Below are 25,363 nucleotides of genomic sequence, written 5' to 3'. Positions count from 1 at the left end.
AGGAGTGTCAATTGATATGAAGAAAAAAAATCGTATAAAGAAAAATGATGAATTTCAGGCTGTTTTTCAAAATGGAAAATCAAATGCAAATCGTCAGTTTGTGGTCTATCAGCTTGAAAAAGCGGAGCAATCATACTTTCGCATTGGTCTTTCCGTTAGCAAAAAGTTAGGAAATGCAGTAGTACGTAATCGAATTAAGCGTATGATTCGCCAATCGATTGCAGAATTAAAAGATGAGATAGATTCTGGAAAAGATTTTGTTATAATAGCAAGGAAGCCTTGTGCAGATATGACATACGAACAATTGAAGAAAAGCTTAATTCATGCTTTTAAGCGTTCTGGTATTAAAATAACAAACAAGTAGCGTAGGAAAAGGAAAATGAATTACACTATATACATACCGAAACAAGGAGGAGCAGGCTGTGAAAAAAAAGATAGGCTTACTAGTCATGGTTATTGCTTTAATGGCAATTGCTACTGGCTGTAATGAAACGAATCAGCCGATTACACCGAAAAGTACAGGGATCTGGAATGAATATTTCGTATACCCGCTTTCTCAGTTAATCACGTATTTTGCAAACTTATTTGGTAGTAATTATGGTTTAGCGATTGTTGTCACAACTCTTATCATTCGTTTTGCATTGTTACCATTAATGATTAAGCAGACGAAGAGTACGAAGGCAATGCAAGTATTGCAACCAGAAATGGCGAAGTTAAAAGAGAAATATAGTTCTAAAGACCAAGCGACGCAGCAAAAGTTACAACAAGAAATGATGCAGTTGTATAAAACACACGGTGTAAATCCATTAGCAGGTTGTTTACCAATTTTTATTCAAATGCCAATTTTATTCGCATTTTACCATGCAATTATGAGGACGGCAGAGATTAAGCAACATAGCTTCTTATGGTTTGATTTAGGACATGCGGATCCGTACTATATCCTTCCAATTGTTGCGGCAATCACAACATTTATTCAGCAAAAACTTGCAATGGCAGGTACTGCTGGACAAAATCCACAAATGGCAATGATGATTTGGCTTATGCCAATCATGATTTTAGTCTTTGCAATTAACTTCCCAGCAGCATTATCACTATATTGGGTAGTTGGTAACATCTTTGGTATCGCTCAAATGTATATGATCAAAGGGCCTGAAATTAAGGCTAGTAAGGCAGGAGGATCAAGCAAGTGAGTATAATTACTGCTAAAGGACAAACAGTCGAGCTGGCAGTACAAGATGCTTTAAGACAATTAAAAGTTTCAAGGGATCAAGTAGACGTGAATGTGATTGATGAGGGAAAGAGAGGATTTCTAGGTTTTATAGGGAATCGTCCAGCTATCGTGGAAGTTGTAATGAAGAAAGATCCCATTCAAGAAGCTGAGCAATACTTACAAAGTGTTGTTCAGGAAATGGGTGTGGATGTGATGATTACGAAAAATGTAAAGGGCCGAGAAATTGAGTTTACACTTTTTGGAAAAGATGTAGGGGTATTGATCGGGAAAAGAGGACATACATTAAATTCTTTACAATATTTAACAAAACTTGTTGCGAATCGCAGTACAAAGCAATATATTGGTATCACAATTGATGCTGAAAACTATCGTAGTAAGAGAAAAGATACGTTAGAATCGCTTTCTTATCGATTAGCAAAACAGGTCACGGTAACTAAAAAAAATGTTGTGTTAGAACCAATGCCTTCTTTTGAGAGAAAAATTATTCATCAAGCATTGTCCAATCATCCAAATGTAATTACAACTTCCGAAGGGAAAGAACCACATCGACATGTTGTAATATCTTCCAAATAACCGGTTACTCATTCGAGTACCGGTTTTTTTCTTGTTAATTTATGAAAAATAGATTGTGGATAACTAAAAAACACTAAACTTATCCACTGTGAATAAGTTTAGTGTTTTTTACATGAGGACATAATAAAATGAGTTATTATTCTTTTGTAGATAGGTTCGTTATGGTATCCTAATAGTTTAGTGAAAGAAAAAATCATGTTGAAATAGAGAGAAATAAGCAAGTGAGGTGAAAGGACATGGATTTTGATACAATTGCTGCAATTTCCACGGCACTTGGAGAAGGGGCAATTGCCATTGTTCGAGTAAGTGGAGAGGATGCGATTGAAAAGGTCAATCGCATTTTTAAAGGGAAAGATTTAACGGCAGTTTCTTCTCATACGATTCACTACGGTCATATTGTTGATTTAGATACAGATCAAGTTATCGAAGAGGTAATGGTATCGATTATGCGAGCGCCAAGGACATTTACGCGTGAAAATATTGTAGAGATCAATTGTCACGGTGGTCTTGTTTCTGTAAATAAAGTATTACAACTTATTTTGGCTCAAGGAGTGCGTTTGGCAGAACCGGGTGAATTTACAAAGCGTGCATTTTTAAATGGGCGTATTGACTTATCGCAAGCAGAAGCTGTAATGGATTTGATTCGTGCGAAAACAGATCGAGCGATGAACGTAGCAATGAATCAAATGGAAGGGCGATTATCTAAATTAATCGGTCGCCTTCGTCAGGAAATTTTAGAAACATTAGCTCATGTAGAAGTAAATATAGATTATCCAGAATACGATGATGTCGAAGAAATGACGCACAATATTTTAATTGAAAAAGCCACACATGTTCGCGGTGAAATTAAAAAAATATTGGAGACATCTAAGCAAGGGAAAATTTTACGAGAAGGAATTGCAACAGCAATTATCGGAAGACCGAACGTTGGGAAATCCTCGTTATTAAATAGTCTCGTGCAAGAGAAAAAGGCGATTGTGACAGATATAGCAGGAACAACGCGCGATGTAATTGAAGAGTATGTCAATGTGCGTGGTGTGCCACTTAAACTTATTGATACGGCGGGAATCCGTGAAACTGAAGATATTGTTGAACGAATCGGTGTAGAACGATCAAAAGAAATGATGGGACAGGCTGATTTAGTTCTAATTGTAGTAAACTATAGTGAAGCATTAACAAATGAAGATGAAGACTTATTCCGTGCAGTGCGAGGAAAAGACTTTATTGTCATTGTAAATAAAACGGATTTACCAAAGCAAATTGATATGAAACGTGTTACAGAATTAGCAGGTAAAAATCGTATGATCACAACGTCGCTAATTGAAGAAAAAGGTGTGGATGAGCTAGAAAAAGCGATAGCAGATCTATTCTTTGAAGGAACAATTGAGTCAGCAGATATGACGTATGTTTCTAATGCGAGACATATCGGTTTATTAACACAAGCGGAAAAGACAATTGGAGATGCAATTGAGGCAATAGAGAACGGTGTGCCAATTGATATGGTTCAAATCGATCTAACAAGAACGTGGGAAATCCTTGGTGAAATTACTGGTGATACTGTTCATGAAAGCTTAATCGACCAATTATTTTCTCAATTTTGTTTAGGAAAATAACATATAGTTGTTTTAGAAGGATAGATAATTTTAGGAGGAATAATAATGGGATACAATGCCGGTTCTTACGATGTCATAGTAATCGGTGCAGGTCATGCAGGATGTGAAGCTGGGCTTGCAGCAGCACGAATGGGCTCAAAAACATTAATGTTAACAATTAATTTAGATATGGTTGCTTTTATGCCATGTAACCCTTCTGTTGGTGGACCAGCGAAAGGGATTGTTGTACGTGAGATTGATGCATTAGGCGGTGAGATGGGACGAAACATTGATAAAACTCACATCCAAATGCGTATGTTAAACACGGGAAAAGGTCCAGCTGTACGCGCCCTTCGTGCACAAGCGGATAAATTTTCATATCAACACGAATTAAAGAAAACAATTGAAGAAACGCCAAATTTAACATTACGTCAAGGAATGGTAGAGCGTCTAATTGTTGAGGATGATGTATGTAAAGGTGTAATTACACAATCAGGTGCTGAATATACAGCGAAAACAGTTGTAATTACAACGGGTACATTCCTACGTGGTGAGATTATCATGGGCGATTTAAAATACTCAAGTGGTCCGAATAATCAGCAACCATCTATCACATTATCTGAGCATCTAGAGGAACTTGGCTTTGATCTTGTCAGATTTAAAACAGGTACGCCTCCTCGTGTGAATAGCAATACAATTGATTATAGTAAAACGGAAATTCAACCGGGTGATGAAAAACCACGTGCATTTTCTTTTGAAACCACAAAATTTATTATGGATCAAATTCCATGTTGGTTAACATATACAAGTGAAGAGACACATCGTTTAATTGATCGAAACTTGCATCGTTCAGCTATGTATTCTGGTATGATTAAAGGAACAGGTCCACGTTACTGTCCTTCAATTGAAGATAAAGTGGTGCGATTTAACGATAAACCGCGTCATCAAATTTTCTTAGAGCCGGAAGGTCGTAATACACAGGAAGTATATGTACAAGGTTTGTCAACAAGTTTACCGGAAGATGTCCAGCGTGAAATGCTTAAAACGATTCCTGGTTTAGAGAATGTTGAGATGATGCGTACAGGTTATGCGATCGAATATGATGCAATTGTGCCAACTCAGTTGTGGCCGACACTGGAGACGAAAAAAATTAAAAATTTATATACAGCAGGTCAAATTAACGGTACGTCTGGTTACGAAGAAGCAGCAGGACAAGGAATTATGGCCGGGATTAACGCAGCATGCCGCTCTCTAGGGAAGAAAGAGGTTATTTTAGGTCGTTCAGATGCTTATATTGGTGTTTTAATTGATGATCTTGTGACAAAAGGGACAAACGAACCATATCGTCTTTTAACATCCCGTGCTGAATACCGTCTATTATTGCGTCATGATAATGCCGATCTTCGTTTAACAGAAATTGGCCAAGAAATTGGCTTAATTCCAGAAGAGCGTTACGGGCGTTTTACTGTGAAAAAGGAACAGATTGAACAAGAAAAATTACGTTTAGAAAGCATTATTATTAAACCACGTCCTGAAGTGCAAGAATTAATTCGCAGTGTTGGTGGAAGTGAATTAAAGGATGGAATACGTGCAAGTGACTTACTACGTCGTCCGGAAATGACGTATGAACATATTCGTATTCTTGCGCCAAGTGAAGTGGAAATACACGATGAAATTGCAGAGCAGGTAGAAATTCAAATTAAGTATGAAGGATATATTGAAAAATCCTTACAACAAGTAGAACGTATGAAGAAAATGGAAAGCAAAAAGATTCCTGTTGATATTGATTATGATGCGATTTCTGGAATCGCTTCTGAAGCAAGACAAAAATTAAAAGATGTTCGTCCTCTTTCTATGGGGCAAGCATCCCGTATTTCCGGAGTAAATCCAGCTGATATTTCCATTTTACTTGTGTATATTGAACAAGGAAAAATTGCGCGAGTATCGAACCAATAAATAATAAGGAGATATGGCAAGATGAACATAGAACAATTTCAATCTATGCTAGGAGAAAGAGGAATTAATCTTTCTCCTAGGCAATTAGAGCAATTTAAAATCTACTTTGAAACATTAGTAGAATGGAATGAGAAAATGAATTTAACAGCTATTACAGAGAAAGAAGAAGTGTATTTAAAACACTTTTTTGACTCGATTACAGCTGCTTTTTATAATGATTTTTCAAAGCCATTTTCTATTTGTGATGTCGGTGCAGGAGCAGGATTTCCAAGTATTCCATTGAAAATTTGTTTCCCGCATTTAAAAGTAACGATTGTAGATTCATTGCAAAAACGTATCAATTTTTTAAATCATTTAGCCCAAAAATTAGAGCTAAGTGATGTTGCGTTTTGTCATGATCGTGCTGAAACATTTGGGAAAAAAGAAGGTGTACGTGAATCATTTGATATCGTGATGGCGCGTGCGGTAGCACGTCTTTCTGTATTGAGTGAGTTATGTTTACCTCTTGTAAAAGTAGGTGGGACATTTATCGCTATGAAAGGTGCAGCTGCCAACGAAGAGATTGAAAATGGTAAGTATGCTTTAGAAATACTTGGCGGTGAACTAAAAGAGATTTCTACTTTCCAATTACCATTTGAAGAAAGTGAACGTAATATTTTAGCAATCGTGAAAAAGCGCAAAACACCAAAGAAATATCCGCGTAAGCCAGGGACACCCAATAAATTACCTATTGAAAAATAAATCTTATTAGACGTAAGATTAAATTATATAAATGAAAACGTAAATGTTTCATAGGAAACATTTCTGTGTAGGACATTCAATAGGCCCAAAGGTGGTGGAATATGTATGAAAAATACGTTTTCTCGTTTATTTGGCTTTGGAGATAAAGAGAGCGAATTCGAATTACAAAACGAAAGCCATGAAGAAATAGATAAAAAGATACATGAAGAAATACAAGAAATTCCGATAGCAAATATCATTCCCAATCGCTATCAACCACGTACAGTTTTTGATGCCGCGCGTATTGATGAACTTGCGTTGACCATTCGTACACATGGACTCATTCAACCAATTGTTATCAGAAAATATGAAGAAGATAAGTATGAAATTATTGCCGGGGAAAGACGTTTTCGTGCTGCAACGAAATTAGGGTGGGAAAAAGTTCCAGCGATTATTAAAAACTTAAATGATACGGAAACAGCTTCTGTTGCTCTCATTGAGAACTTGCAACGTGAGGAATTAACAGCAATTGAAGAGGCTGTTGCTTATCAAAAGCTAATTGAGTTACATAATTTAACACAAGAGGCATTAGCGCAGAGGCTCGGAAAAGGACAATCAACAATCGCAAATAAGTTGCGATTATTAAAGTTGCCTGAAGAAATTAAACGAGCATTGCTAGAAAAGAGTATTACAGAACGTCATGCCCGTGCCCTTATTCCTTTAAAAAATGAAGAATTACAGTTGAAAGTTTTACAAGAAATTGTAGAAAAGCAATTGAATGTAAAACAGACTGAGGAACGCATTGCTAAGCTATTGGAAGAAGTAAAACCAAAGCGTAAGGCAAAACAGAAAGCAGTAAGTCGTGATATGCGAATTGCAATGAATACGATTAGACAATCGCTACAAATGGTTACAAATAGTGGACTGAAAGTAAACTCTGAAGAAGAAGAATTTGATGAGTACTATCAGATCACAATTAAGATTCCTAAAAAAAAATAATTCATATTTGCAAGAGATCTCATCCTTTGGAGAGATCTCTTTTCCTATATTTTTCTTCTTAAATGAAGAAGGAGTTTTGGAATAAATTTTGAAGTTTAATAAGGATGCAAAAGAAAAATTTTCATTTCATGTTACAATAAACATAATTATTTTCAGAATAAGACAGAAAGGTTGAAAGTAGGTGACATCATGGGAAAAATCATTGCTATTGCTAATCAAAAAGGCGGTGTAGGGAAAACAACAACGTCTGTTAACCTAGGAGCTGGATTGGCACAGGTAGGAAAAAAAGTATTGCTTATTGACATTGATGCTCAGGGGAACGCAACGACAGGTGTAGGAATTGAAAAGTCGGAATTAGATCAATGTATTTATAATGTTCTTGTGGAAGATACTGATGTTCAAGGGGTTATACAAAAAACCGCAACTGAAAATTTAGATGTTCTACCTGCTACAATTCAATTGGCAGGTGCTGAAATTGAACTGGTACCGACCATTTCCCGGGAAGTTCGTTTACAAAGGGCTTTGCAGCCAATCCGTAATGAATATGATTATATTATTATTGATTGTCCCCCATCTTTAGGCTTATTAACAATTAATGCACTAACGGCAGCAGATTCTGTTATTATTCCAGTTCAGTGTGAATACTACGCATTGGAAGGATTGAGTCAATTACTGAATACAGTTCGACTTGTACAAAAGCATTTAAATAAAAATTTAGCAATTCAAGGTGTACTATTAACCATGCTAGATGCACGTACAAATTTAGGGATTCAAGTTATAGATGAAGTGAAGAAATATTTTCGAGATAAAGTATATCGTTCTATTATTCCGCGCAATGTTCGTTTGAGTGAAGCACCAAGTCATGGAAAACCAATTATGCAGTATGATGCTAAATCAAGAGGTGCAGAAGTGTATATAGATTTAGCAGAGGAAGTGATTGCTGGTGGCTAAAGGATTAGGAAGAGGGATTAATGCTTTTTTTCCAGATTTAGATGTGAGAGAGGAAGAAAAAATTCAGGAAATTGCACTAACTGAATTAAGGCCAAACCCCTACCAACCGCGTAAAAACTTTCAAAAAGAAGCTATTCAAGAACTGGCAGCATCTATTAAAGAACATGGTATTTTACAGCCTTTAATCGTAAGGAAAAGTATTAAAGGATATGAAATCGTTGCTGGTGAACGTAGATACCGTGCTGCAAAAGAAGCATGCCTTGAAAAGGTGCCAGCTGTCGTTCGAGAATTAAATGAACAGCAAATGATGGAGTTTGCTTTGTTAGAAAATCTACAACGTGAAGATTTAAATCCAATGGAAGAAGCTTTGGCATATCAAATGCTAATGGATGAGTTGAATGTAACTCAAGAGCAATTAGCAAAGCGCCTTGGAAAAAGTAGGCCATATATTGCTAATTATGTTCGGTTGCTTACACTTCCTTTATTTGTTCAAGAAATGATTGCGAATGGAAGTCTATCCATGGCACATGGACGGACATTACTTACAATAAAAGATGAAGAACAGCTAAAGTCTTTATTAAAGCGTATTGAAAAAGAAGGATTGAATGTTAGACAGCTAGAGCAAATTGTTCAACAGATTCATCAACGCGTTTCACGTGAAACAAAGACAGTGAAGCGAGAGCGGAATATATTTTTCGAAGAGCGTGAAACATTGTTAAGAGAAAAGTTTGGAACAGGTGTAAAAATTAAAGAAACAAAGAAAGAAAAAGGGAAAATTGAAATAGAATTTTTCGATAAGGAAGATTTAAATCGCATTTTAGAATTATTATCTGGGGAAAACTGAAAAGCAAACCATCTTTTTATTTATAGATGGTTTGCCTTTTTTAATACGGATAATTTCTGATCTGTTTCCTTTATACTTTGGGCAATAACGTCCGCCATTTTCATAACGAGGCTTAATCTTGTATTTTGCAAGACAAAAAATTCCATGAAACCATTTAAATTTACGATACCATGTATGTGTAGCTCGCCAATTACAGGTAACTTTTTGTTCATTGCTGCACCAGGTTTACTAGGTCCTTCACCAACAGTTATGGAACCGATACTTTGTGATTTTCCAAGACAAGCATCAATGGCAATAATAAAAGAATCAGGAATTAAAGTTTGTATATTCTGAATTTTATCTTCGAGATTTAACGCATGGATTGGTTCATCAAGTGTGCCGAATACGTGGAAATTTTGAATGTTCATTTGTTCTAGTTTAGATCCGACTAGTGGGCCAAGGGCGTCACCGGTTGAACGATCTGTTCCTATGCAAATTAGGCTGAGGGGGGTATTTTGACTAATAGGTATATGTGAGAGAAGAAAATCACTAATTGTTGTACAAGCCTCTAAATCGTGATGCATAATATTTTGTGATTCTTTTTCAAAAAAAGGTAAGCGGAAATTCCCTATATTCATGAATCATCCATCCTTCTGATAAATTTTATGATTCACTGTAAAGTTTTATTGAAAAAAATGTAATATGGAAAATTATAAGTTCTTTATTTTTGCAAGCCGTTTATAAAACAGGAAATAATAGTACTAGTATATATATATTCATTACATTTTATACCTGAATCAAAGTGAACAAATGCAAATACAGCAATAAATTTTTTTTCAGAAATGGAGAAAACTTCTGATACAATAAAGAATGAATGAAAAAGAAATTTTTATCGGAGAGGTAGAAGTATATGGATGTATTAACACAAGGATTCGAAGCTACCAAGAGATATTTATTAGATTCAGATCGTTGGGCTTATGTCGGAATGGCAACATTAAAAATATTGATAATTTTAGTACTTGGTGCAGTAGTAGTACGTATTGCTAGAGCAATTGTAAGAAATGCATTCCGTATGGGAAGTCGTTCACCAATTCAAATCTCAGAGCGTCGTACAGTTACAGTAGCGAAATTGCTTGAAAACATTGTGGCATACGTTGTTATGTTCATAATGTTAATAGCGATTTTAGGCGTATTTAACATTAATGCATCAGGTTTACTAGCTGGGGCTGGGGTAATCGGTTTAGCAGTCGGTTTTGGTGCTCAAAGCTTAGTAAAAGATGTTATTACAGGATTGTTTATTTTATTAGAAGATCAGTTTTCGGTAGGTGACCATGTTCGTATCGGTCAATTTGAAGGTGTAGTTTTAGAAATTGGATTACGTACAACAAAGATAAAAAGCTGGACAGGGGAAATTCATATTTTGCCAAATGGTGGTATTACGCAAGTAACGAACTTTTCCATTAGTAATAGTGTAGCTTTTGTTGATATATCAATTTCCTATGAAGGTGATATAGCACGAGCAGAACAGGTAATTGAAGATTTATTAGAGGAATTACCTGAAAGATATGAAGAAATGGTAGCAAAACCAGAATTATTAGGAATTCAAACACTTGCTGCATCTGAAGTTGTACTACGTGTTGTCTCTGAAGTAGAACCAATGAAACATATGGCTATTGCTAGAGCCCTTCGTAAAGAGATTAAAAATCGTCTTGATTTACATGGTATTGAAATTCCATATCCACGTATGGTCTTATATAATCGGGAAGAAATGGTTAGTGAGAAAGCAAATTAGTTGTGAGAGGGGTTTAGAGAGTGGAGCAAAAGCAATATAACTTGTACGATGTTGTGGAAATGAAGAAGGCCCATCCATGTGGTGCAAATCGTTGGAAAATTATTCGTATGGGAATGGATATCCGCGTTAAGTGCGAGGGATGTGGCCATTCGGTAATGATTCCTCGAAGAGAGTTTGATCGCAAGGTGAAAAAAATTCTTGTAAAGCATGAAGAATAGAGAAGAAGTAACAGCTGCTCCAGGCAGCTGTTACTTTTTTGAACTTTTAGGGAACTTGTCATTTTATTCGTTACTATCTATAATGATGGAAGATTGAGACATAGGAGTGAAAAATATGGGATTAACGGCTGGGATTGTTGGTTTACCTAACGTAGGGAAATCAACATTATTTAATGCAATTACACAAGCGGGAGCAGAATCTGCAAACTATCCATTCTGTACAATTGATCCGAACGTAGGGATTGTAGAAGTACCAGATGAACGCTTAAATAAATTAACGGAACTAGTAGAACCGAAAAAAACTGTTCCAACTGTATTTGAATTTACTGATATCGCAGGTATCGTAAAAGGTGCAAGTAAAGGTGAAGGATTAGGAAACAAATTCTTATCTCATATTCGCCAAGTAGACGCAATTTGCCAAGTTGTTCGTTGTTTTGAGGATGAAAATATTACACACGTTTCAGGAAAAGTAGATCCAATTGATGATATTGAAACAATCAATTTAGAGCTAATTTTAGCAGATTTAGAATCTGTTGATAAACGTATTGAACGTGTAGCAAAATTAGCAAGACAAAAGGATAAAGAAGCAGTATATGAGCACGAAATTTTAGTTCGCTTAAAAGAAGCATTTGAAGCGGGAAAACCAGCTCGTACTGTTGAGTTTACAGAAGAACAAATGAAAATTGTTAAAGGTCTTCATTTGCTTACGACGAAAGAGATGCTTTATGTAGCAAACGTAAGTGAAGATGATATCATGGATCCATCTGAAAATGAATATGTGCAGATGGTAAAAGAATTTGCGGCAAATGAAAATTCACAAGTAATTGTTGTTTGTGCAAAAATTGAATCAGAAATTGCTGAGTTAGATGAGGAAGAGAAAAAAGTATTCCTTGAAGAGTTAGGTATTGAAGAATCAGGTTTAGATCAGCTGATTCGTGCTGCATACGATTTATTAGGCTTAGCTACTTATTTCACAGCTGGTGTACAAGAAGTACGTGCATGGACGTTTAAGAAAGGTATGAAGGCACCACAATGTGCTGGTGTTATCCATACAGACTTTGAACGTGGATTTATTCGTGCTGAAACAGTTTCATATGATGATTTAATGGAGAACGGTTCTATGACAGCAGCTAAAGAAGCTGGAAAAGTACGTTTAGAAGGAAAAGAGTATATCGTAAAAGATGGAGATGTTATGCACTTCCGCTTTAACGTGTAATTTTATATTTCCTAGGAAAAATAGGGATATAAACTTGGCAAATATATCATATGTTTGCCAAGTTTTTTATTTATTGGTTAGTTGATTCATCTAACTTACTATGATATAATCTAAACTCGTGAGTAATTACTATATAATTAATTGCTCCTTGCCCATTATGGGCCGTTTAGACCAAAAGGAGGTGAAAGTGTAATGAAAAAGTACGAAATCATGTACATCATCCGTCCAAACATGGAGGAAGAAGCTCAAAAAGCTTTAGTTGAGCGCTTCGCAGGCGTTTTAACTAACAATGGTGCAGAAATCATTAACACAAAAGAGTGGGGTAAGCGTCGTTTAGCTTACGAAATCAACGACTTACGTGACGGTTTCTACATGATCTTAAACGTAAATTCTGATGCAGAAGCTGTTAAAGAATTCGATCGTTTAGCTAAGATCAACGAAGATATCCTTCGTCACATCGTTGTTAAAGAAGAAGAAAAATAATTAAGATATATAGGGAGAGTGGTTCGATTGATGAATCGTGTTATCCTCGTTGGTCGTTTAACTAAGGACCCTGACTTACGTTACACGCCCAATGGTGTTGCGGTAGCTACTTTCACGTTAGCTGTAAATCGCGCATTTGCAAATCAACAAGGTGAGCGTGAAGCTGACTTTATTAATTGTGTAATATGGCGTAAACAAGCAGAAAACGTGGCGAATTATTTGAAAAAAGGTAGCTTAGCAGGCGTAGATGGACGTCTTCAAACTCGTAATTATGAGGGACAAGATGGTAAGCGTGTATATGTAACAGAGGTTCTTGCGGAGAGCGTACAATTTTTAGAGCCGCGTAATGGCGGTGGGGAGCAACGTGGTTCATTCAATCAGCAACCATCAGGAGCTGGTTACGGTAACCAAGGCTCTAACCCATTTGGTCAATCTGGTAATTCAGGTAACTCAGGTAACTCTGGATTTACGAAGAATGACGATCCATTTTCAAATGTAGGTCAACCGATTGATATTTCGGACGACGATTTACCATTCTAATGGTATAAATCGGTTATTTTTAACAAAGAATGGAGGGAAATAGACATGGCAGGACGCAAAGGTGGACGTGCGAAACGTCGTAAGGTGTGTTTCTTCACATCTAACGGCATCACTCGCATTGACTATAAAGATGTTGATTTATTAAAACGTTTCGTTTCTGAGCGTGGTAAAATTTTACCTCGTCGTGTAACAGGAACAAGCGCAAAATACCAACGCAAACTTACAGTTGCAATTAAACGTGCTCGTCAAATGGCACTTTTACCATATGTTGGTGAATAATAGCGTATGAAATGCACAGTAGAGTCGGACTCTACTGTGCATTTTGCTATGCTTTTCTTTTTGGAAATAGGAGGTAAAAGATGAAACGTACAAGGCTTATTACAGAAGGGGCAGTTTTGTTAGCTGTATATGCAGTTTTACTTTTAACGTTCTTGTATGTACCTGTTATAAGTATGGTTGCAATATTTGCACTTCCATTGCCTTTTCTATTGTTTATGGTAAGGTATCCGTTTTCTAGTACATGTATGCTGTTTGGAGCATCGATTCTTGTTACTATCATTATTAGTTCGCCACTTAGTCTTGTGAATACATTCATGTCAGGCATAATAGGCATCTCTTTAGGATATATGTATAAGAAGAAAAAAGGACCAGCAGAAATATTATTGGTAGGAACGCTTGTATATTTGCTTAATTTTGTACTAGTTTATGTAGCGAGTATACAATTTTTTAACATAGATTTTCTTAAGGAAATGCAAGATATGTTCAAACAAGGAATGGAACAAAGTGAAAAAATAATGAAGGCAGCAGGTGCGCCAATTAACCAAGAGCAAAAAGATTTATTAGGGCAATTTAGTGATATGCTTCGAATTCTTCTGCCAAGTTTGCTTGTAATGGTTTCTTTAATATATTCTTGGATTACAGTATTAATAGCGGGGAATGTTTTAAAGAGATTAAAGTATGCGATAGAGCCATGGCCTAAGTTTAGGGATATGCGATTGCCAAAAAGCATTGTCTGGTATTATGTAGTATTTATTTTACTTTCAACATTTATGAAGGTGGAATCAGATTCATATGTATATATGGCATTTTCTAATCTATATGCCATCTTTTCATTGCTGCTCCTATTCCAAGGTTTTTCATTTATAGCCTTCTTTGCGCATGTAAAAGGTTATGCAAAAGCGATCCCTATTCTCAGTTTTATCGTATGTATGATTATTCCAATGTTGTTTCCACTAGTAACAATCTTAGGTATAATTGATTTAGGCTTTTCGTTACGTTCTAAAATACAACCAAAATAAGCAAAGACGAGAGAAGGATATATGAGCTTATTATATGACGTAAGCTTGTAATGGAAGTTTAACTTTGGGGCGTTTAATCTGTTCAACTGACCATTGATGGAAATTGAATGATTTCCTATTTGTGTTAGTTTTACTTTATAGGAGTTGGGTACATGCCTGAATTTTATAAGAGACAGCGGTTTTTATATCCTGTTTATGTATTAGCTTTTTTTATGCTTGTGCTTATTACCATTCTCGGTTATTTGCACTGGATAATGGGAATGGCCGCTTTTTTTATTTTTTGTATTGTTCTCTTTTTTGTAATTCGATTTGAGTTAGCCTTTCAGAGGAATTTTGAAAAGTATACAACGGATATGATTACAAGAGTAAAGAAAGTAAGTAATGAAGCGTTTAATCAAATGCCAATTGGTATTTTGTTATACAATAAGGATTATGGAATTGATTGGGCAAATCCTTATTTGTCCTCTTGTTTGGGGCAACACTCTTTAGCAGGATGGCATTTGTATGATGTATCAGAAACATTACTCCTCTTTATTAAAGGAGAAACTGCGGATGATATTGTATCTTTAAATAATCGTAAGTTTCGTGTGTTTGTAAGGAAAGAAGAAAAGCTGATTTATTTCTTCGATGTAACAGAGCAAACAGAAATTGAAAAAATGTATGAGGATCAGCGTACAGTTCTCGCGATTATTTATTTGGACAACTATGATGAAGTTACACAAGGTTTGGATGACCAATTGCGTACGAACATCACGAGTCTTGTGACATCACGTCTAAATGAGTGGGCTATCAAATACGGTGCATATTTAAAACGAGCTTCTTCAGAGAGATTCTTTGTTGTGTTAAATGAAAGTATTCTGGCACAAATGGAGAAAGGAAAGTTTGATATTTTAGATCAAGTGCGTGAAGAAACATCAAAACGAAATATTCCACTTACATTAAGTATTGGTGTAGGATCAGGCGACTTATCTTTATCAGAGCTTGGTGCGATGGCACAATCGGGTTTAGATCTTGCTTTAGGGCGAGGTGGAGATCAAGTTGCGATTAAACAAGCGACAGGTAAAGTGAAATTTTATGGTGGCAAGACAAATCCAGTGGAAAAACGCACGCGTGTACGTGCACGGGTTATCTCTCATGCATTGAAAGATTTAGTATTAGAGAGCAGTAATGTTATTATAATGGGTCATAGAGCTCCTGATATGGATGCAATTGGGGCGGCCATTGGAATTTTAAAAGTAGCACAGTTGAATGAGCGTGAAGGGTACATTGTACTAGACGAGAATGACTCTGATAAAGGTATTAAACGTTTAATGGATAAGGTAAAGCAAAATGAGAATTTATGGTCTCGTTTTATTACACCACAGCAGGCTATGGAGTTTGCAACAGACGATTCATTGCTTGTCGTTGTTGATACGCACAAACCATCAATGGTGATGGAGGAAAAGCTTTTGCATAAGATTGAAAATGTAGTTGTGATTGACCATCATCGCCGTGGTGAGGAATTTGTTGAGGATCCTCTTCTTGTGTACATGGAGCCATATGCGTCTTCGACAGCTGAACTTGTGACGGAACTTCTTGAATATCAGCCGAAGCGTTTGAAAATGACAATGTTAGAAGCTACAGCATTACTTGCAGGGATTATAGTGGATACGAAAAGCTTTACATTCCGGACAGGTGCCCGTACATTTGATGCAGCTTCGTATCTACGCTCGCATGGAGCGGATACAGTACTTGTACAAGAATTGTTAAAAGAAGATATGGAGCAGTATTTAAGAGTTGCAAAAACAATTCAAAATGCTTACATTTATAAAAATGGAATTGCAATTGCGAAAGTAGACGGCGATGAATATTATGATCAAGTATTAATCGCACAATCAGCTGATACGTTGCTGACAATGACAGGAGTAATCGCATCTTTTGTCATTGCGAAACGTGGGGAAAGCTTCATTGGAATTAGTGGGCGTTCTTTAGGCGAAGTAAACGTGCAACTAATTATGGAAAATCTAGGTGGCGGCGGACATTTAACGAATGCAGCTACACAAATGAAAAATGTAACAGTAGATGAAGCTCAAGATAAACTTCAATTTGTTATTGATGACTATTTACAGGGAGGCACACAATCATGAAGGTAATTTTTCTAAAAGACGTAAAAGGTAAAGGGAAAAAAGGAGAAATAAAGAACGTACCAGATGGTTATGCAAATAACTTCTTACTAAAACAAGGATTAGCTGCGGAAGCAACAAATAGCAGCATGAAAACGTTAGAAGCACAAAAACGTAAAGAAGAAAAAGATGCAGCGGCTGAACTTGAGAATGCGAAAGAGTTAAAAGAAACTCTAGAGAAATTAACTGTAGAATTAAAAGCAAAGTCTGGTGAAGGTGGTCGTTTATTTGGTTCTATTACAAGTAAACAAATTGTAGATGCGATGCAAAAAGCACATAATATTAAGCTTGATAAACGTAAGTTTGAAATGGACGATGCAATTCGTGCATTAGGATATACAAACGTAACTGTGAAATTACATCCACAAGTAACAGCGACAGTAAAAGTTCATGTTAGTGAACAATAAAAATAAGTTAGGCAAGGAGGATTGCGCATGAGTGACGTACTTGCTGATCGTACCCCTCCGCATAATATAGAGGCTGAGCAAGCGGTTTTAGGTGCGATATTTCTTGATCAAGATGCATTAACTTCAGCTTCAGAACTGCTAATGCCGGAATCTTTCTATCGAACAGCACACCAAAAGATTTTTGAAGTTATGCTTAAACTATCTGATAAAGGAGAACCTATTGATTTAGTTACCGCAACAGCAGCGCTTGCTGATCAAGGGTTGTTAGAAGAAGTTGGTGGTGTTTCTTATTTAGCTGAATTAGCGGAGGCTGTTCCGACAGCGGCCAACGTAGAATATTATGCACGCATTATTGCTGAAAAATCACTTTTGCGTCGTTTGATTCGAACGGCAACTCATATTGTTTCAGATGGATATGAGAGAGAAGATGATGTGGAAGGTCTTTTAAATGAGGCGGAGAAAAAAATATTAGAAGTATCACATCAGACAAATGCAAAGGCATTCCAAAATATTAAGGATGTTCTTGTAGATGCTTATGATAAAATTGAACTTTTGCATAATCAAAAAGGTGAAGTTACAGGAATACCAACTGGATTTACTGAATTAGATAAGATGACAGCGGGATTTCAACGTAACGATTTAATCATTGTGGCAGCTCGTCCTTCAGTGGGAAAAACGGCATTTTCACTGAATATCGCGCAGAATGTGGCAACTAAAACAGATGAAAATGTAGCGATTTTTAGTTTAGAGATGGGTGCTGATCAGCTTGTTATGCGTATGCTTTGTGCAGAAGGAAATATTGATGCACAAAGGCTTCGTACTGGCTCGTTAACTTCAGATGATTGGGCAAAGCTGACAATGGCAATGGGAAGTCTTTCGAATGCTGGAATATATATTGATGATACGCCAGGAATTCGAGTTAGTGAAATTCGTGCGAAATGCCGCAGATTAAAGCAAGAACAGGGACTTGGAATGATTTTAATCGATTACTTACAGCTTATTCAAGGTAGTGGGAAATCTGGTGAAAACCGTCAGCAGGAAGTATCTGAAATTTCCCGTACATTAAAAGGAATTGCGCGTGAGCTACAAGTTCCTGTTATTGCCTTATCTCAGCTCTCTCGTGGTGTTGAATCTCGTCAAGATAAACGTCCGATGATGTCTGATATTCGTGAATCAGGAAGTATTGAGCAGGATGCCGATATTGTGGCATTCTTGTATCGTGAGGATTACTATGATCGCGAAACCGAAAATAAAAACACGATTGAAATTATTATTGCCAAGCAACGTAATGGTCCAGTAGGTTCTGTAGAGCTCGCATTCGTGAAGGAATTTAACAAATTCGTAAACTTAGAGCGACGTTTTGACGATGGACATGCGCCACCGGCATAGTAGAAGTATAAAAAAGGAACACATTTCTTATAATAAGATGTGTTTCTTTTTTTTATGAATAAAAAATAGAGCTTTCATCGTGTGAATAAAGAATTCTTACGAACGAAATTGATAAAAGATAAAAAAATGTTCGTTTTTAAATTGACTTCTCTTTTCATTTTGGTACAATTATATTGTTTGAAAAGTTCGTTTGAAAATTGCGGAGGTGCTTGAATAATGTCTTCAGTAGTAGTTGTAGGAACACAGTGGGGCGATGAAGGAAAAGGTAAAATTACTGATTTCCTTTCTGAACATGCGGAAGTAGTTGCAAGATATCAAGGTGGAAACAACGCAGGACATACAATTGTTTTTGGCGGTGTTAAGTATAAACTACACTTAATTCCATCTGGTATTTTCTATAAAGAAAAAATTTGTGTTATCGGAAACGGTATGGTAGTAGATCCAAAAGCATTACTTGTAGAATTAAAATACTTACACGATCGTGGTGTAAGCACTGATAATTTACGTATTAGTAACCGTGCGCACGTTATTTTACCTTATCACTTAAAACAAGATGAGTTAGAAGAAGAGCGTAAAGGTGATAACAAGATCGGTACAACGAAAAAAGGTATTGGTCCAGCATACATGGATAAAGCTGCTCGCGTTGGTATTCGTATGGCTGATCTTTTAGATCGTGAAGCATTTAAAGAAAAGCTTGAACGTAATTTAGCAGAAAAAAATCGTCTGTTTGAAAAAATGTATGATGCAGAAGGATTTAATGCAGATGAAATCTTTGAAGAGTACTTTGAATATGGTCAAAGAATCGCGCAATACGTATGCGATACATCTGTTGTATTAAATGATGCGTTAGATGAAGGACGCCGCGTATTATTTGAAGGTGCACAAGGCGTAATGCTTGATATTGATCAAGGTACGTATCCATTCGTTACATCTTCTAACCCAGTTGCTGGTGGTGTAACAATCGGTTCTGGAGTTGGTCCTTCTAAAATCAATCGTGTAGTAGGCGTATGTAAAGCATATACAAGCCGTGTTGGTGACGGTCCATTCCCTACTGAACTTAATGATGAAATTGGCCATCAAATTCGTGAAGTTGGTCGTGAATATGGTACAACAACAGGTCGTCCACGTCGCGTAGGTTGGTTTGACAGCGTTGTTGTAAGACATGCACGCCGTGTGAGTGGTTTAACAGATTTATCTTTAAACTCTATCGACGTATTAACAGGTATTCCAACTGTGAAAATCTGTATTGCATATAAGTATAATGGAGAAGTTCTGGATGAAGTTCCAGCAAACTTAAACATTTTAGCAAAATGTGAGCCTGTATATGAAGAGCTTCCAGGTTGGACAGAAGATATTACTGGTGTAAAATCATTAGAGGAGCTTCCTGAAAATGCAAGACATTATGTAGAGCGTGTGTCTCAATTAACAGGTATCCAATTATCTATGTTCTCTGTTGGTCCAGATCGTAATCAAACAAACATCGTTCGTAACGTATACGGTGTTTAATTGATATAAAATTGGTTTATTTAAGAAAAAACTCATGTAAACATGAGTTTTTTCTTATCTTATATAAAAAAATATAAAAAAGGTATTGCAAAAACAAAAGTTATTATGTTATGATAACTCTTGTCGTCACGAAAATATGACGTTGGTGAGTATGAGCCATTAGCTCAGTTGGTAGAGCATCTGACTTTTAATCAGAGGGTCGAAGGTTCGAGTCCTTCATGGCTCACCATTTTATTTTTCGTGGCCCGTTGGTCAAGTGGTTAAGACACCGCCCTTTCACGGCGGTAACACGGGTTCGAATCCCGTACGGGTCATATCTTTTATATATGTTTTGTGGTCCCGTGGTGTAGTGGTTAACATGCCTGCCTGTCACGCAGGAGATCGCCGGTTCGACCCCGGTCGGGACCGCCACTTTTGTTTATACCACCATTAGTGGTTTTATATATATATGTTTTGGCTCGGTAGCTCAGTCGGTAGAGCAGAGGACTGAAAATCCTCGTGTCGGCGGTTCGATTCCGTCCCGAGCCACTCTCAGGATATTAAGTGGGCCCACTTAATATCCTTTTTATATTCTTCAATTTTACAAATGAGAGTAGTTATTTTACAATAGAATGAGGAGCCTCTAGCAGTTGAAGCTAGGGGTTTTTCTGTAGATTGTATAGTGTTCCACTTTTATGTGGATCATACGTGATTCTATGAGAATAGAGGAGAAAATACTCAAACAAAGGCTACGAATGTTTGATTATACGCTATACAGATAGCTGTGCATGTTTGAGGATGATTGACCATATTTTTATTAGGAGGAAACAAACAATGATGGGAAAGAAAATCTTAGTCGTTGATGATGAGAAACCGATTGCAGATATTTTAAAATTTAACTTAGAAAAAGAGGGCTTTGAAATTGTGATGGCGCACGATGGTGACGAAGCTATTGAAAAGGCAAATGAGGAACAACCAGATATGGTTTTATTGGATATTATGTTACCAGGGAAAGATGGGTTAGAGGTTTGTCGTGAAATACGAAAAAGCTCTGAAATGCCAATTATTATGCTAACTGCAAAAGATTCTGAAATCGATAAAGTATTGGGATTAGAGCTTGGAGCAGATGATTATGTAACAAAACCATTTAGTACGCGTGAATTATTAGCACGTGTAAAAGCAAACTTGCGTCGTCATCAACAAGGTGGCTCAGCTGAAAAAGAAGAAAATACAGAAATGGTTATTGGACCAATTGTGATTAATCCAAATGCGTACAGTGTAACGAAAAGAGAAGAAAGCATTGAACTTACACATCGTGAATTTGAATTACTTCATTATTTGGCGAAGCATTTAGGACAAGTTATGACGCGTGAGCATTTATTACAAACGGTTTGGGGCTACGATTATTTTGGAGATGTACGTACAGTAGATGTAACAGTACGCCGTTTACGTGAAAAAATTGAAGATAACCCAAGTCACCCAACTTTAATTGTAACAAGACGCGGGGTAGGGTATTACTTGCGTGATCCAGAGCAGGAATAGTATATGAAGAAAGTTGGTTTTTTTCAATCGATTCATTTAAAGTTTGTGCTCATCTATATGCTATTAATTTTGATAGCAATGCAGGTTATTGGTGTATATTTTGTTCGTGAACTGGAGAAAAGTCTCGTACAAAGTTTTAAGGATTCATTAACACAACAAACGAATTTACTGTCTTATAATTTGAAGCAAGAGTTTGCAAAAGAGCGTGAAAAAACAGATCCCCCTTTAGAAGATGCACTTAAAACATCAATTACTGACTTTGCATCAGACCGGAAAAAGGATATTCAAGAAGTACGTGTGATTGACCCAAACAGGCGTCTATTAGCAATATCTAATTCATCTAAGCAAGGTATGGTAGGGAAAACAATAACAGACATAACAGTGCAAAGGGCTATTGTACAAAAAAAGGCTGAAGGAAAGATTGAGAAAGATGGAAAAACCGGTCATCGTGTTCAAGTTATGGCTACCCCAATTGAAGGAGAAAAGGGGAAAATAATTGGTGTCATTCACATCGTTGCTTCGATGGAAGATGTTTATAAGCAGATGAAGGATATCAATCAAATTTTTGCAACGGGGACAGTGATTGCTTTATTAGTAACAGCAGTTCTAGGGATTTTATTAGCTCAAACAATTACAAGACCAATTTCAGATATGCGAAGGCAAGCAATTGAAATGGCAAAGGGAAATTACTCCCGTAAGGTAAAAGTACACAGTCATGATGAAATTGGTCAATTAGCACTAGCGTTTAATAATTTATCAAAAAAATTACAACAAGCGCGTTCTTCGACTGAAAGTGAAAGACGTAAGCTTTCGTCTGTTTTATCTCATATGACAGATGGTGTAATTGCTACTGATCGAAAAGGGGACATTATTTTATTAAATGATCCGGCAGAAAAGATGTTAAACGTTTCACGTGAAACGGCATTAGATCAGTCTGTTTTAGAAGTGCTAGGCATTCAAGAGGAATTTACACTCGATCACCTATATGAAGAACCAGATTCTGTTTTATTAGATTTCAGTACGCGAAATGAACCGTATATCTTAAGAGCTAGTTTTTCTGTTATTCAAAAAGAAACAGGTAAAGCAAATGGTTTAATCGCTGTGTTGTATGATGTAACAGAACAAGAGCGAATTGACCGTGAGCGCCGTGAGTTTGTAGCAAATGTATCACATGAACTACGGACGCCGTTAACAACGATGCGTAGTTATTTAGAGGCACTTAGTGATGGTGCATGGCAAGATCCGAATATTGCACCGCAATTTTTAACAGTTACACAAGAAGAAACGGAAAGAATGATTCGACTTGTGAATGCCTTGTTACAATTATCTAAATTAGATAGTACAGAACATCGTTTAATGAAAGAATGGGTAGATTTTACAGATTTCTTTAACAATGTTATCGATCGTTTTGAAATGTCGAAGGAACAAAATGTAATTTTCAAGCGTTCATTCTCTAAGAAATCTCGATTCATTGATATGGATGCTGATAAAATTACACAGGTTTTATACAATATCATTTCAAATGCGTTAAAGTACTCTCCTGAAGGTGGAACAGTAACATATCGCCTGCGCGATCGAGAGGATATGTTAGAAATTAGTGTGAGTGACCAGGGAATGGGTATTCCAAAAGAAAATGTAGAGAAGATTTTCGAACGTTTTTATCGTGTAGATAAGGCGCGTTCAAGACAGATGGGTGGAACAGGCTTAGGTTTAGCCATTGCTAAGGAAATGATTGAGGCGCATGGTGGATCTATTTGGGCAAAAAGTGAGGAAGGAAAAGGGACAACCATTTATTTCGTCCTTCCAATGGCGAAGGAAGAAGAGGACGATTGGGAATGAATATGGAAAACTTTAAAACCATTGTTCTCATTAACTTAGTTGTCATTAGTCTGTTTCTTACTTTCAATTTATGGACTTATGTACCTGATTCTAATTCATTGCAGAGCACAAAATTTGTTCAAGGTAACGCAACAGCACTGAAACAAGATGTTTCAAATGTAATTGTCCCATCTTCTATGATTGTTCATAAGGATAACAATCATTTTGTAAGTGAAAAGAAAAATAATATTAATTTATTATATACTTTTATTCAAACAGGGGAATTGCACGATTTTAAGGATATTACAAACTCCATATCTAAAGGTGATTTCCTCTCTTATGTGCACGGGGAAGGCAAGATTGAAATTGTCTTTCCGACAGAGGTTCCATTTGATGCAATTAGGAGCGTATTAACAATTAAAGATAAGAAATTGGATATGTTTAATTTTGATCGTATTGTTGTTGATCCTTCTAAAAGTCGTGATCAAAATATTGATGTGAATTTCGTTTCTTATAGTACTCGTAAAGTGTATAAAATGACATTAACAGGTGTGAATCTAAGGGACATTATAAATGCGCAAAATCAATTTTTAGCTTTAGCAAGACCGTATTTTGCGTATGAAATAAATGATACGAAAAAAATATTTTTACCAGATGGTTCAACAGAAATGCAAAATTCAATGTATTTTGCGCAAGTCATGGAAGTGGAATCATTTAAAAATGCACTATTTAGTGACCCGCGCTATGTGCAACCTTTTTCTAACGAAATAGAGGATACATATACAGATGGCATTCGTCTTATGCGAATAAACAAACAGAATCGAATGTTAGAGTATACAAATTCATCTGTAGCTAGTGGTGCACCTATGAATGGGACCTCTCTTATGCAGCGGAGTTTTGAATTTGTTAATAGTCATAGTGGATTAACTGATGCTTATCGATTTGACTATATAAATTCTAAAGGGACTAAAGGGACAACCAAATTCCGTTTGTATGAAGAAGATTTGCCAGTATTTAACCGAGAAGGAATGACCGAATTAAGGCAAGTATGGGGATCAGAAGAATTAATTAGTTATAGACGCCCATTATTTAAATGGATGCCATATTATAAAGGTGGAGAAACAACGCTTCCAACTGGTCGGACGGTTATCCAATCCCTAGAAAAAAATTCGAAGATAGCTAAAAATTTGATTCAAAACATTGGAATAGGTTATAAATTAGTACCGGAAGTTGAGCAAAACGGACAAATTACAAATATAAAGTTAAAGCCAATTTGGTACGTAATTTATGGTGAAGATCATCACGCATATGAGTGGAGTGAAGAGAAGGAGGGAGAGCTAATTGGACTGGAATCGGATTAAAACAATATTTATTGTTACCTTTTTTATTTTAGACCTCTTTCTCGTTTTTCAATTCATTCAAAAACAAGATAGTAACCAATTAGAGCTCATGGCAGAAACAAAGGTTGATCAGCAGTTAAAAGATGATAAAATTACCATTGGTGATTTACCAAAAGAACCAAAGAAAGATTCCTTTATTACAGCGAAAAATAAGGAATTTAAAGAAGAAGATATACGTTCTTTAAAAAATCAAACAGTTACTTTACGAGATTTAAACACAATTGAAAGTAAATTAAAGGAACCATTGTTAAATGCAAAAACACTTTCTAAAGATAAATATAGTGAGTTCTTGAAAAACTATGTGCTAGATGGTCAGAAATATGAGTTTGGTAAAGCAGAAGCAACGAAAATCTATTTCTTTCAAAAGTATAAAGATAAACCTATCTTTTATAATGATCATGGGATGATTGTTGTGGATGTAAATGAGAAAGGTGAATTTATTTCGTATACACAAACAATGTTAACCGATTTAAAAGAGATGGGTGAGAATGAAAAAGCAAAAGAGCAAGAGATTATTACCGCTCAAACAGCTTTAGAAAATTTATACTTTAAGACTGGAATAAAACAAAATACACATTTTAAAGAAGCACAGATTGGATATGCAACTCTTGTAGCATCTTCTGCTTCTAATATACAAGTGCTTGCTCCGACATGGAATTTAAAAACAGATCGAAAAGTAGATTATTTTGTGAATGCCATTGAGGGACAAGTTATTAAGTTAGGGAAAGAAAAGGAAAATGAAAAAGAAAAAATAATGGAGTGAGCAGA

Annotated in this window: 25 protein-coding genes and 4 tRNA genes; 28 read left to right on the top strand and 1 reads right to left on the bottom strand. The window is 36.2% G+C overall.

Annotated elements, in window-relative coordinates; genetic code table 11:
• The first annotated feature begins 16 nt into the window (after positions 1–16).
• From rnpA to BPMYX0001_RS24005, 9 genes are all read left to right on the top strand, one after another.
• Positions 17–364, top strand: a complete 348-nt coding sequence (gene rnpA, locus BPMYX0001_RS24045) for a ribonuclease P protein component (RefSeq protein ID WP_016112830.1) — start codon at positions 17–19, stop codon at positions 362–364.
• A gap of 58 nt (positions 365–422) precedes the next feature.
• Positions 423–1,190 carry a YidC family membrane integrase SpoIIIJ gene (spoIIIJ, locus tag BPMYX0001_RS24040; protein ID WP_018782457.1) on the top strand — a complete coding sequence of 256 codons (768 nt, stop codon included), beginning with the start codon at positions 423–425 and terminating at the stop codon, positions 1,188–1,190.
• The gene (gene jag / locus BPMYX0001_RS24035; protein ID WP_018764823.1) at positions 1,187–1,804 is read left to right on the top strand and encodes an RNA-binding cell elongation regulator Jag/EloR; all 618 of its coding nucleotides are present in this window, start codon (positions 1,187–1,189) and stop codon (positions 1,802–1,804) included. The genes spoIIIJ and jag overlap by 4 nt, the downstream gene beginning before the upstream one ends.
• A gap of 236 nt (positions 1,805–2,040) precedes the next feature.
• Positions 2,041–3,417, top strand: a complete 1,377-nt coding sequence (gene mnmE / locus BPMYX0001_RS24030) for a tRNA uridine-5-carboxymethylaminomethyl(34) synthesis GTPase MnmE (protein ID WP_003202594.1) — start codon at positions 2,041–2,043, stop codon at positions 3,415–3,417.
• 45 nt (positions 3,418–3,462) lie between these two features.
• Positions 3,463–5,352 carry a tRNA uridine-5-carboxymethylaminomethyl(34) synthesis enzyme MnmG gene (gene mnmG, locus BPMYX0001_RS24025; protein WP_006096788.1) on the top strand — a complete coding sequence of 630 codons (1,890 nt, stop codon included), beginning with the start codon at positions 3,463–3,465 and terminating at the stop codon, positions 5,350–5,352.
• Between the two features lie 21 nt (positions 5,353–5,373).
• Positions 5,374–6,093, top strand: a complete 720-nt coding sequence (gene rsmG / locus BPMYX0001_RS24020; protein ID WP_006096787.1) for a 16S rRNA (guanine(527)-N(7))-methyltransferase RsmG — start codon at positions 5,374–5,376, stop codon at positions 6,091–6,093.
• A 105-nt stretch (positions 6,094–6,198) separates the two neighbouring features.
• On the top strand, positions 6,199–7,071 hold the full coding sequence (gene noc, locus BPMYX0001_RS24015) for a nucleoid occlusion protein (protein ID WP_003209340.1): 873 nt from the start codon (positions 6,199–6,201) through the stop codon (positions 7,069–7,071).
• A 189-nt stretch (positions 7,072–7,260) separates the two neighbouring features.
• On the top strand, positions 7,261–8,022 hold the full coding sequence (soj, locus tag BPMYX0001_RS24010) for a sporulation initiation inhibitor protein Soj (RefSeq protein ID WP_006096785.1): 762 nt from the start codon (positions 7,261–7,263) through the stop codon (positions 8,020–8,022).
• On the top strand, positions 8,015–8,866 hold the full coding sequence (locus tag BPMYX0001_RS24005; protein ID WP_018782455.1) for a ParB/RepB/Spo0J family partition protein: 852 nt from the start codon (positions 8,015–8,017) through the stop codon (positions 8,864–8,866). Before soj ends, BPMYX0001_RS24005 begins: the two co-directional genes overlap by 8 nt.
• Before the next feature lie 20 nt (positions 8,867–8,886).
• Here the strand turns inward: BPMYX0001_RS24005 and yyaC are convergent, their stop codons facing one another.
• The gene (yyaC, locus tag BPMYX0001_RS24000; RefSeq protein WP_006096784.1) at positions 8,887–9,483 is read right to left on the bottom strand and encodes a spore protease YyaC; all 597 of its coding nucleotides are present in this window, start codon (positions 9,481–9,483) and stop codon (positions 8,887–8,889) included.
• A 272-nt stretch (positions 9,484–9,755) separates the two neighbouring features.
• Between yyaC and BPMYX0001_RS23995 the strand changes: the two genes are divergently transcribed.
• From BPMYX0001_RS23995 to BPMYX0001_RS23905, 19 genes are all read left to right on the top strand, one after another.
• The gene (locus BPMYX0001_RS23995; protein WP_003202583.1) at positions 9,756–10,637 is read left to right on the top strand and encodes a mechanosensitive ion channel family protein; all 882 of its coding nucleotides are present in this window, start codon (positions 9,756–9,758) and stop codon (positions 10,635–10,637) included.
• 20 nt (positions 10,638–10,657) lie between these two features.
• On the top strand, positions 10,658–10,855 hold the full coding sequence (locus tag BPMYX0001_RS23990; RefSeq protein WP_003202584.1) for a DUF951 domain-containing protein: 198 nt from the start codon (positions 10,658–10,660) through the stop codon (positions 10,853–10,855).
• A gap of 115 nt (positions 10,856–10,970) precedes the next feature.
• Positions 10,971–12,071: a redox-regulated ATPase YchF gene (ychF, locus tag BPMYX0001_RS23985; protein ID WP_006096782.1), complete on the top strand. Its 1,101-nt coding sequence runs from the start codon at positions 10,971–10,973 to the stop codon at positions 12,069–12,071.
• A 192-nt stretch (positions 12,072–12,263) separates the two neighbouring features.
• The gene (gene rpsF / locus BPMYX0001_RS23980) at positions 12,264–12,554 is read left to right on the top strand and encodes a 30S ribosomal protein S6 (RefSeq protein ID WP_003209337.1); all 291 of its coding nucleotides are present in this window, start codon (positions 12,264–12,266) and stop codon (positions 12,552–12,554) included.
• Positions 12,555–12,581: 27 nt separating this feature from the next.
• Complete coding sequence (ssb, locus tag BPMYX0001_RS23975; protein ID WP_016112819.1) at positions 12,582–13,094, top strand: single-stranded DNA-binding protein; 513 nt, start codon at positions 12,582–12,584, stop codon at positions 13,092–13,094.
• Between the two features lie 45 nt (positions 13,095–13,139).
• Positions 13,140–13,373: a 30S ribosomal protein S18 gene (gene rpsR / locus BPMYX0001_RS23970; protein WP_000918874.1), complete on the top strand. Its 234-nt coding sequence runs from the start codon at positions 13,140–13,142 to the stop codon at positions 13,371–13,373.
• A gap of 80 nt (positions 13,374–13,453) precedes the next feature.
• Positions 13,454–14,392: a YybS family protein gene (locus BPMYX0001_RS23965; RefSeq protein WP_003202592.1), complete on the top strand. Its 939-nt coding sequence runs from the start codon at positions 13,454–13,456 to the stop codon at positions 14,390–14,392.
• Between the two features lie 152 nt (positions 14,393–14,544).
• A complete protein-coding gene (locus tag BPMYX0001_RS23960) occupies positions 14,545–16,518 on the top strand; it encodes a DHH family phosphoesterase (protein WP_006096772.1) in 1,974 nt (657 codons plus the stop codon).
• Complete coding sequence (rplI, locus tag BPMYX0001_RS23955) at positions 16,515–16,961, top strand: 50S ribosomal protein L9 (RefSeq protein ID WP_018764827.1); 447 nt, start codon at positions 16,515–16,517, stop codon at positions 16,959–16,961. The genes BPMYX0001_RS23960 and rplI overlap by 4 nt, the downstream gene beginning before the upstream one ends.
• Before the next feature lie 27 nt (positions 16,962–16,988).
• Positions 16,989–18,350, top strand: a complete 1,362-nt coding sequence (gene dnaB, locus BPMYX0001_RS23950; protein WP_006096771.1) for a replicative DNA helicase — start codon at positions 16,989–16,991, stop codon at positions 18,348–18,350.
• A gap of 216 nt (positions 18,351–18,566) precedes the next feature.
• Complete coding sequence (locus BPMYX0001_RS23945) at positions 18,567–19,856, top strand: adenylosuccinate synthase (RefSeq protein WP_006096770.1); 1,290 nt, start codon at positions 18,567–18,569, stop codon at positions 19,854–19,856.
• Positions 19,857–20,009: 153 nt separating this feature from the next.
• Positions 20,010–20,085: transfer RNA gene (locus tag BPMYX0001_RS23940), tRNA-Lys, on the top strand.
• A gap of 13 nt (positions 20,086–20,098) precedes the next feature.
• Positions 20,099–20,170: transfer RNA gene (locus BPMYX0001_RS23935), tRNA-Glu, on the top strand.
• A 21-nt stretch (positions 20,171–20,191) separates the two neighbouring features.
• A tRNA-Asp gene (locus BPMYX0001_RS23930) sits at positions 20,192–20,267 on the top strand.
• Positions 20,268–20,311: 44 nt separating this feature from the next.
• Positions 20,312–20,384: transfer RNA gene (locus BPMYX0001_RS23925), tRNA-Phe, on the top strand.
• A gap of 285 nt (positions 20,385–20,669) precedes the next feature.
• A complete protein-coding gene (walR, locus tag BPMYX0001_RS23920; protein ID WP_000971870.1) occupies positions 20,670–21,377 on the top strand; it encodes a cell wall metabolism DNA-binding response regulator WalR in 708 nt (235 codons plus the stop codon).
• 3 nt (positions 21,378–21,380) lie between these two features.
• Entirely contained in the window at positions 21,381–23,216 is a 1,836-nt protein-coding gene (walK, locus tag BPMYX0001_RS23915) for a cell wall metabolism sensor histidine kinase WalK (RefSeq protein ID WP_006096768.1), read from the top strand.
• Positions 23,213–24,556 (top strand): YycH family regulatory protein, encoded by a 1,344-nt coding sequence (locus BPMYX0001_RS23910; RefSeq protein ID WP_033799288.1) that lies wholly within the window; start codon positions 23,213–23,215, stop codon positions 24,554–24,556. Before walK ends, BPMYX0001_RS23910 begins: the two co-directional genes overlap by 4 nt.
• Complete coding sequence (locus tag BPMYX0001_RS23905; RefSeq protein WP_033799287.1) at positions 24,537–25,358, top strand: two-component system regulatory protein YycI; 822 nt, start codon at positions 24,537–24,539, stop codon at positions 25,356–25,358. The genes BPMYX0001_RS23910 and BPMYX0001_RS23905 overlap by 20 nt, the downstream gene beginning before the upstream one ends.
• Positions 25,359–25,363: the final 5 nt, after the last annotated feature.

Origin of the sequence: Bacillus pseudomycoides DSM 12442 (assembly GCF_000161455.1) — a bacterium.
GTDB lineage: Bacteria > Bacillota > Bacilli > Bacillales > Bacillaceae_G > Bacillus_A > Bacillus_A pseudomycoides.
Note: the sequence above shows the minus strand (reverse complement) of the source record. Positions and strands in the feature narration are given on the sequence as shown.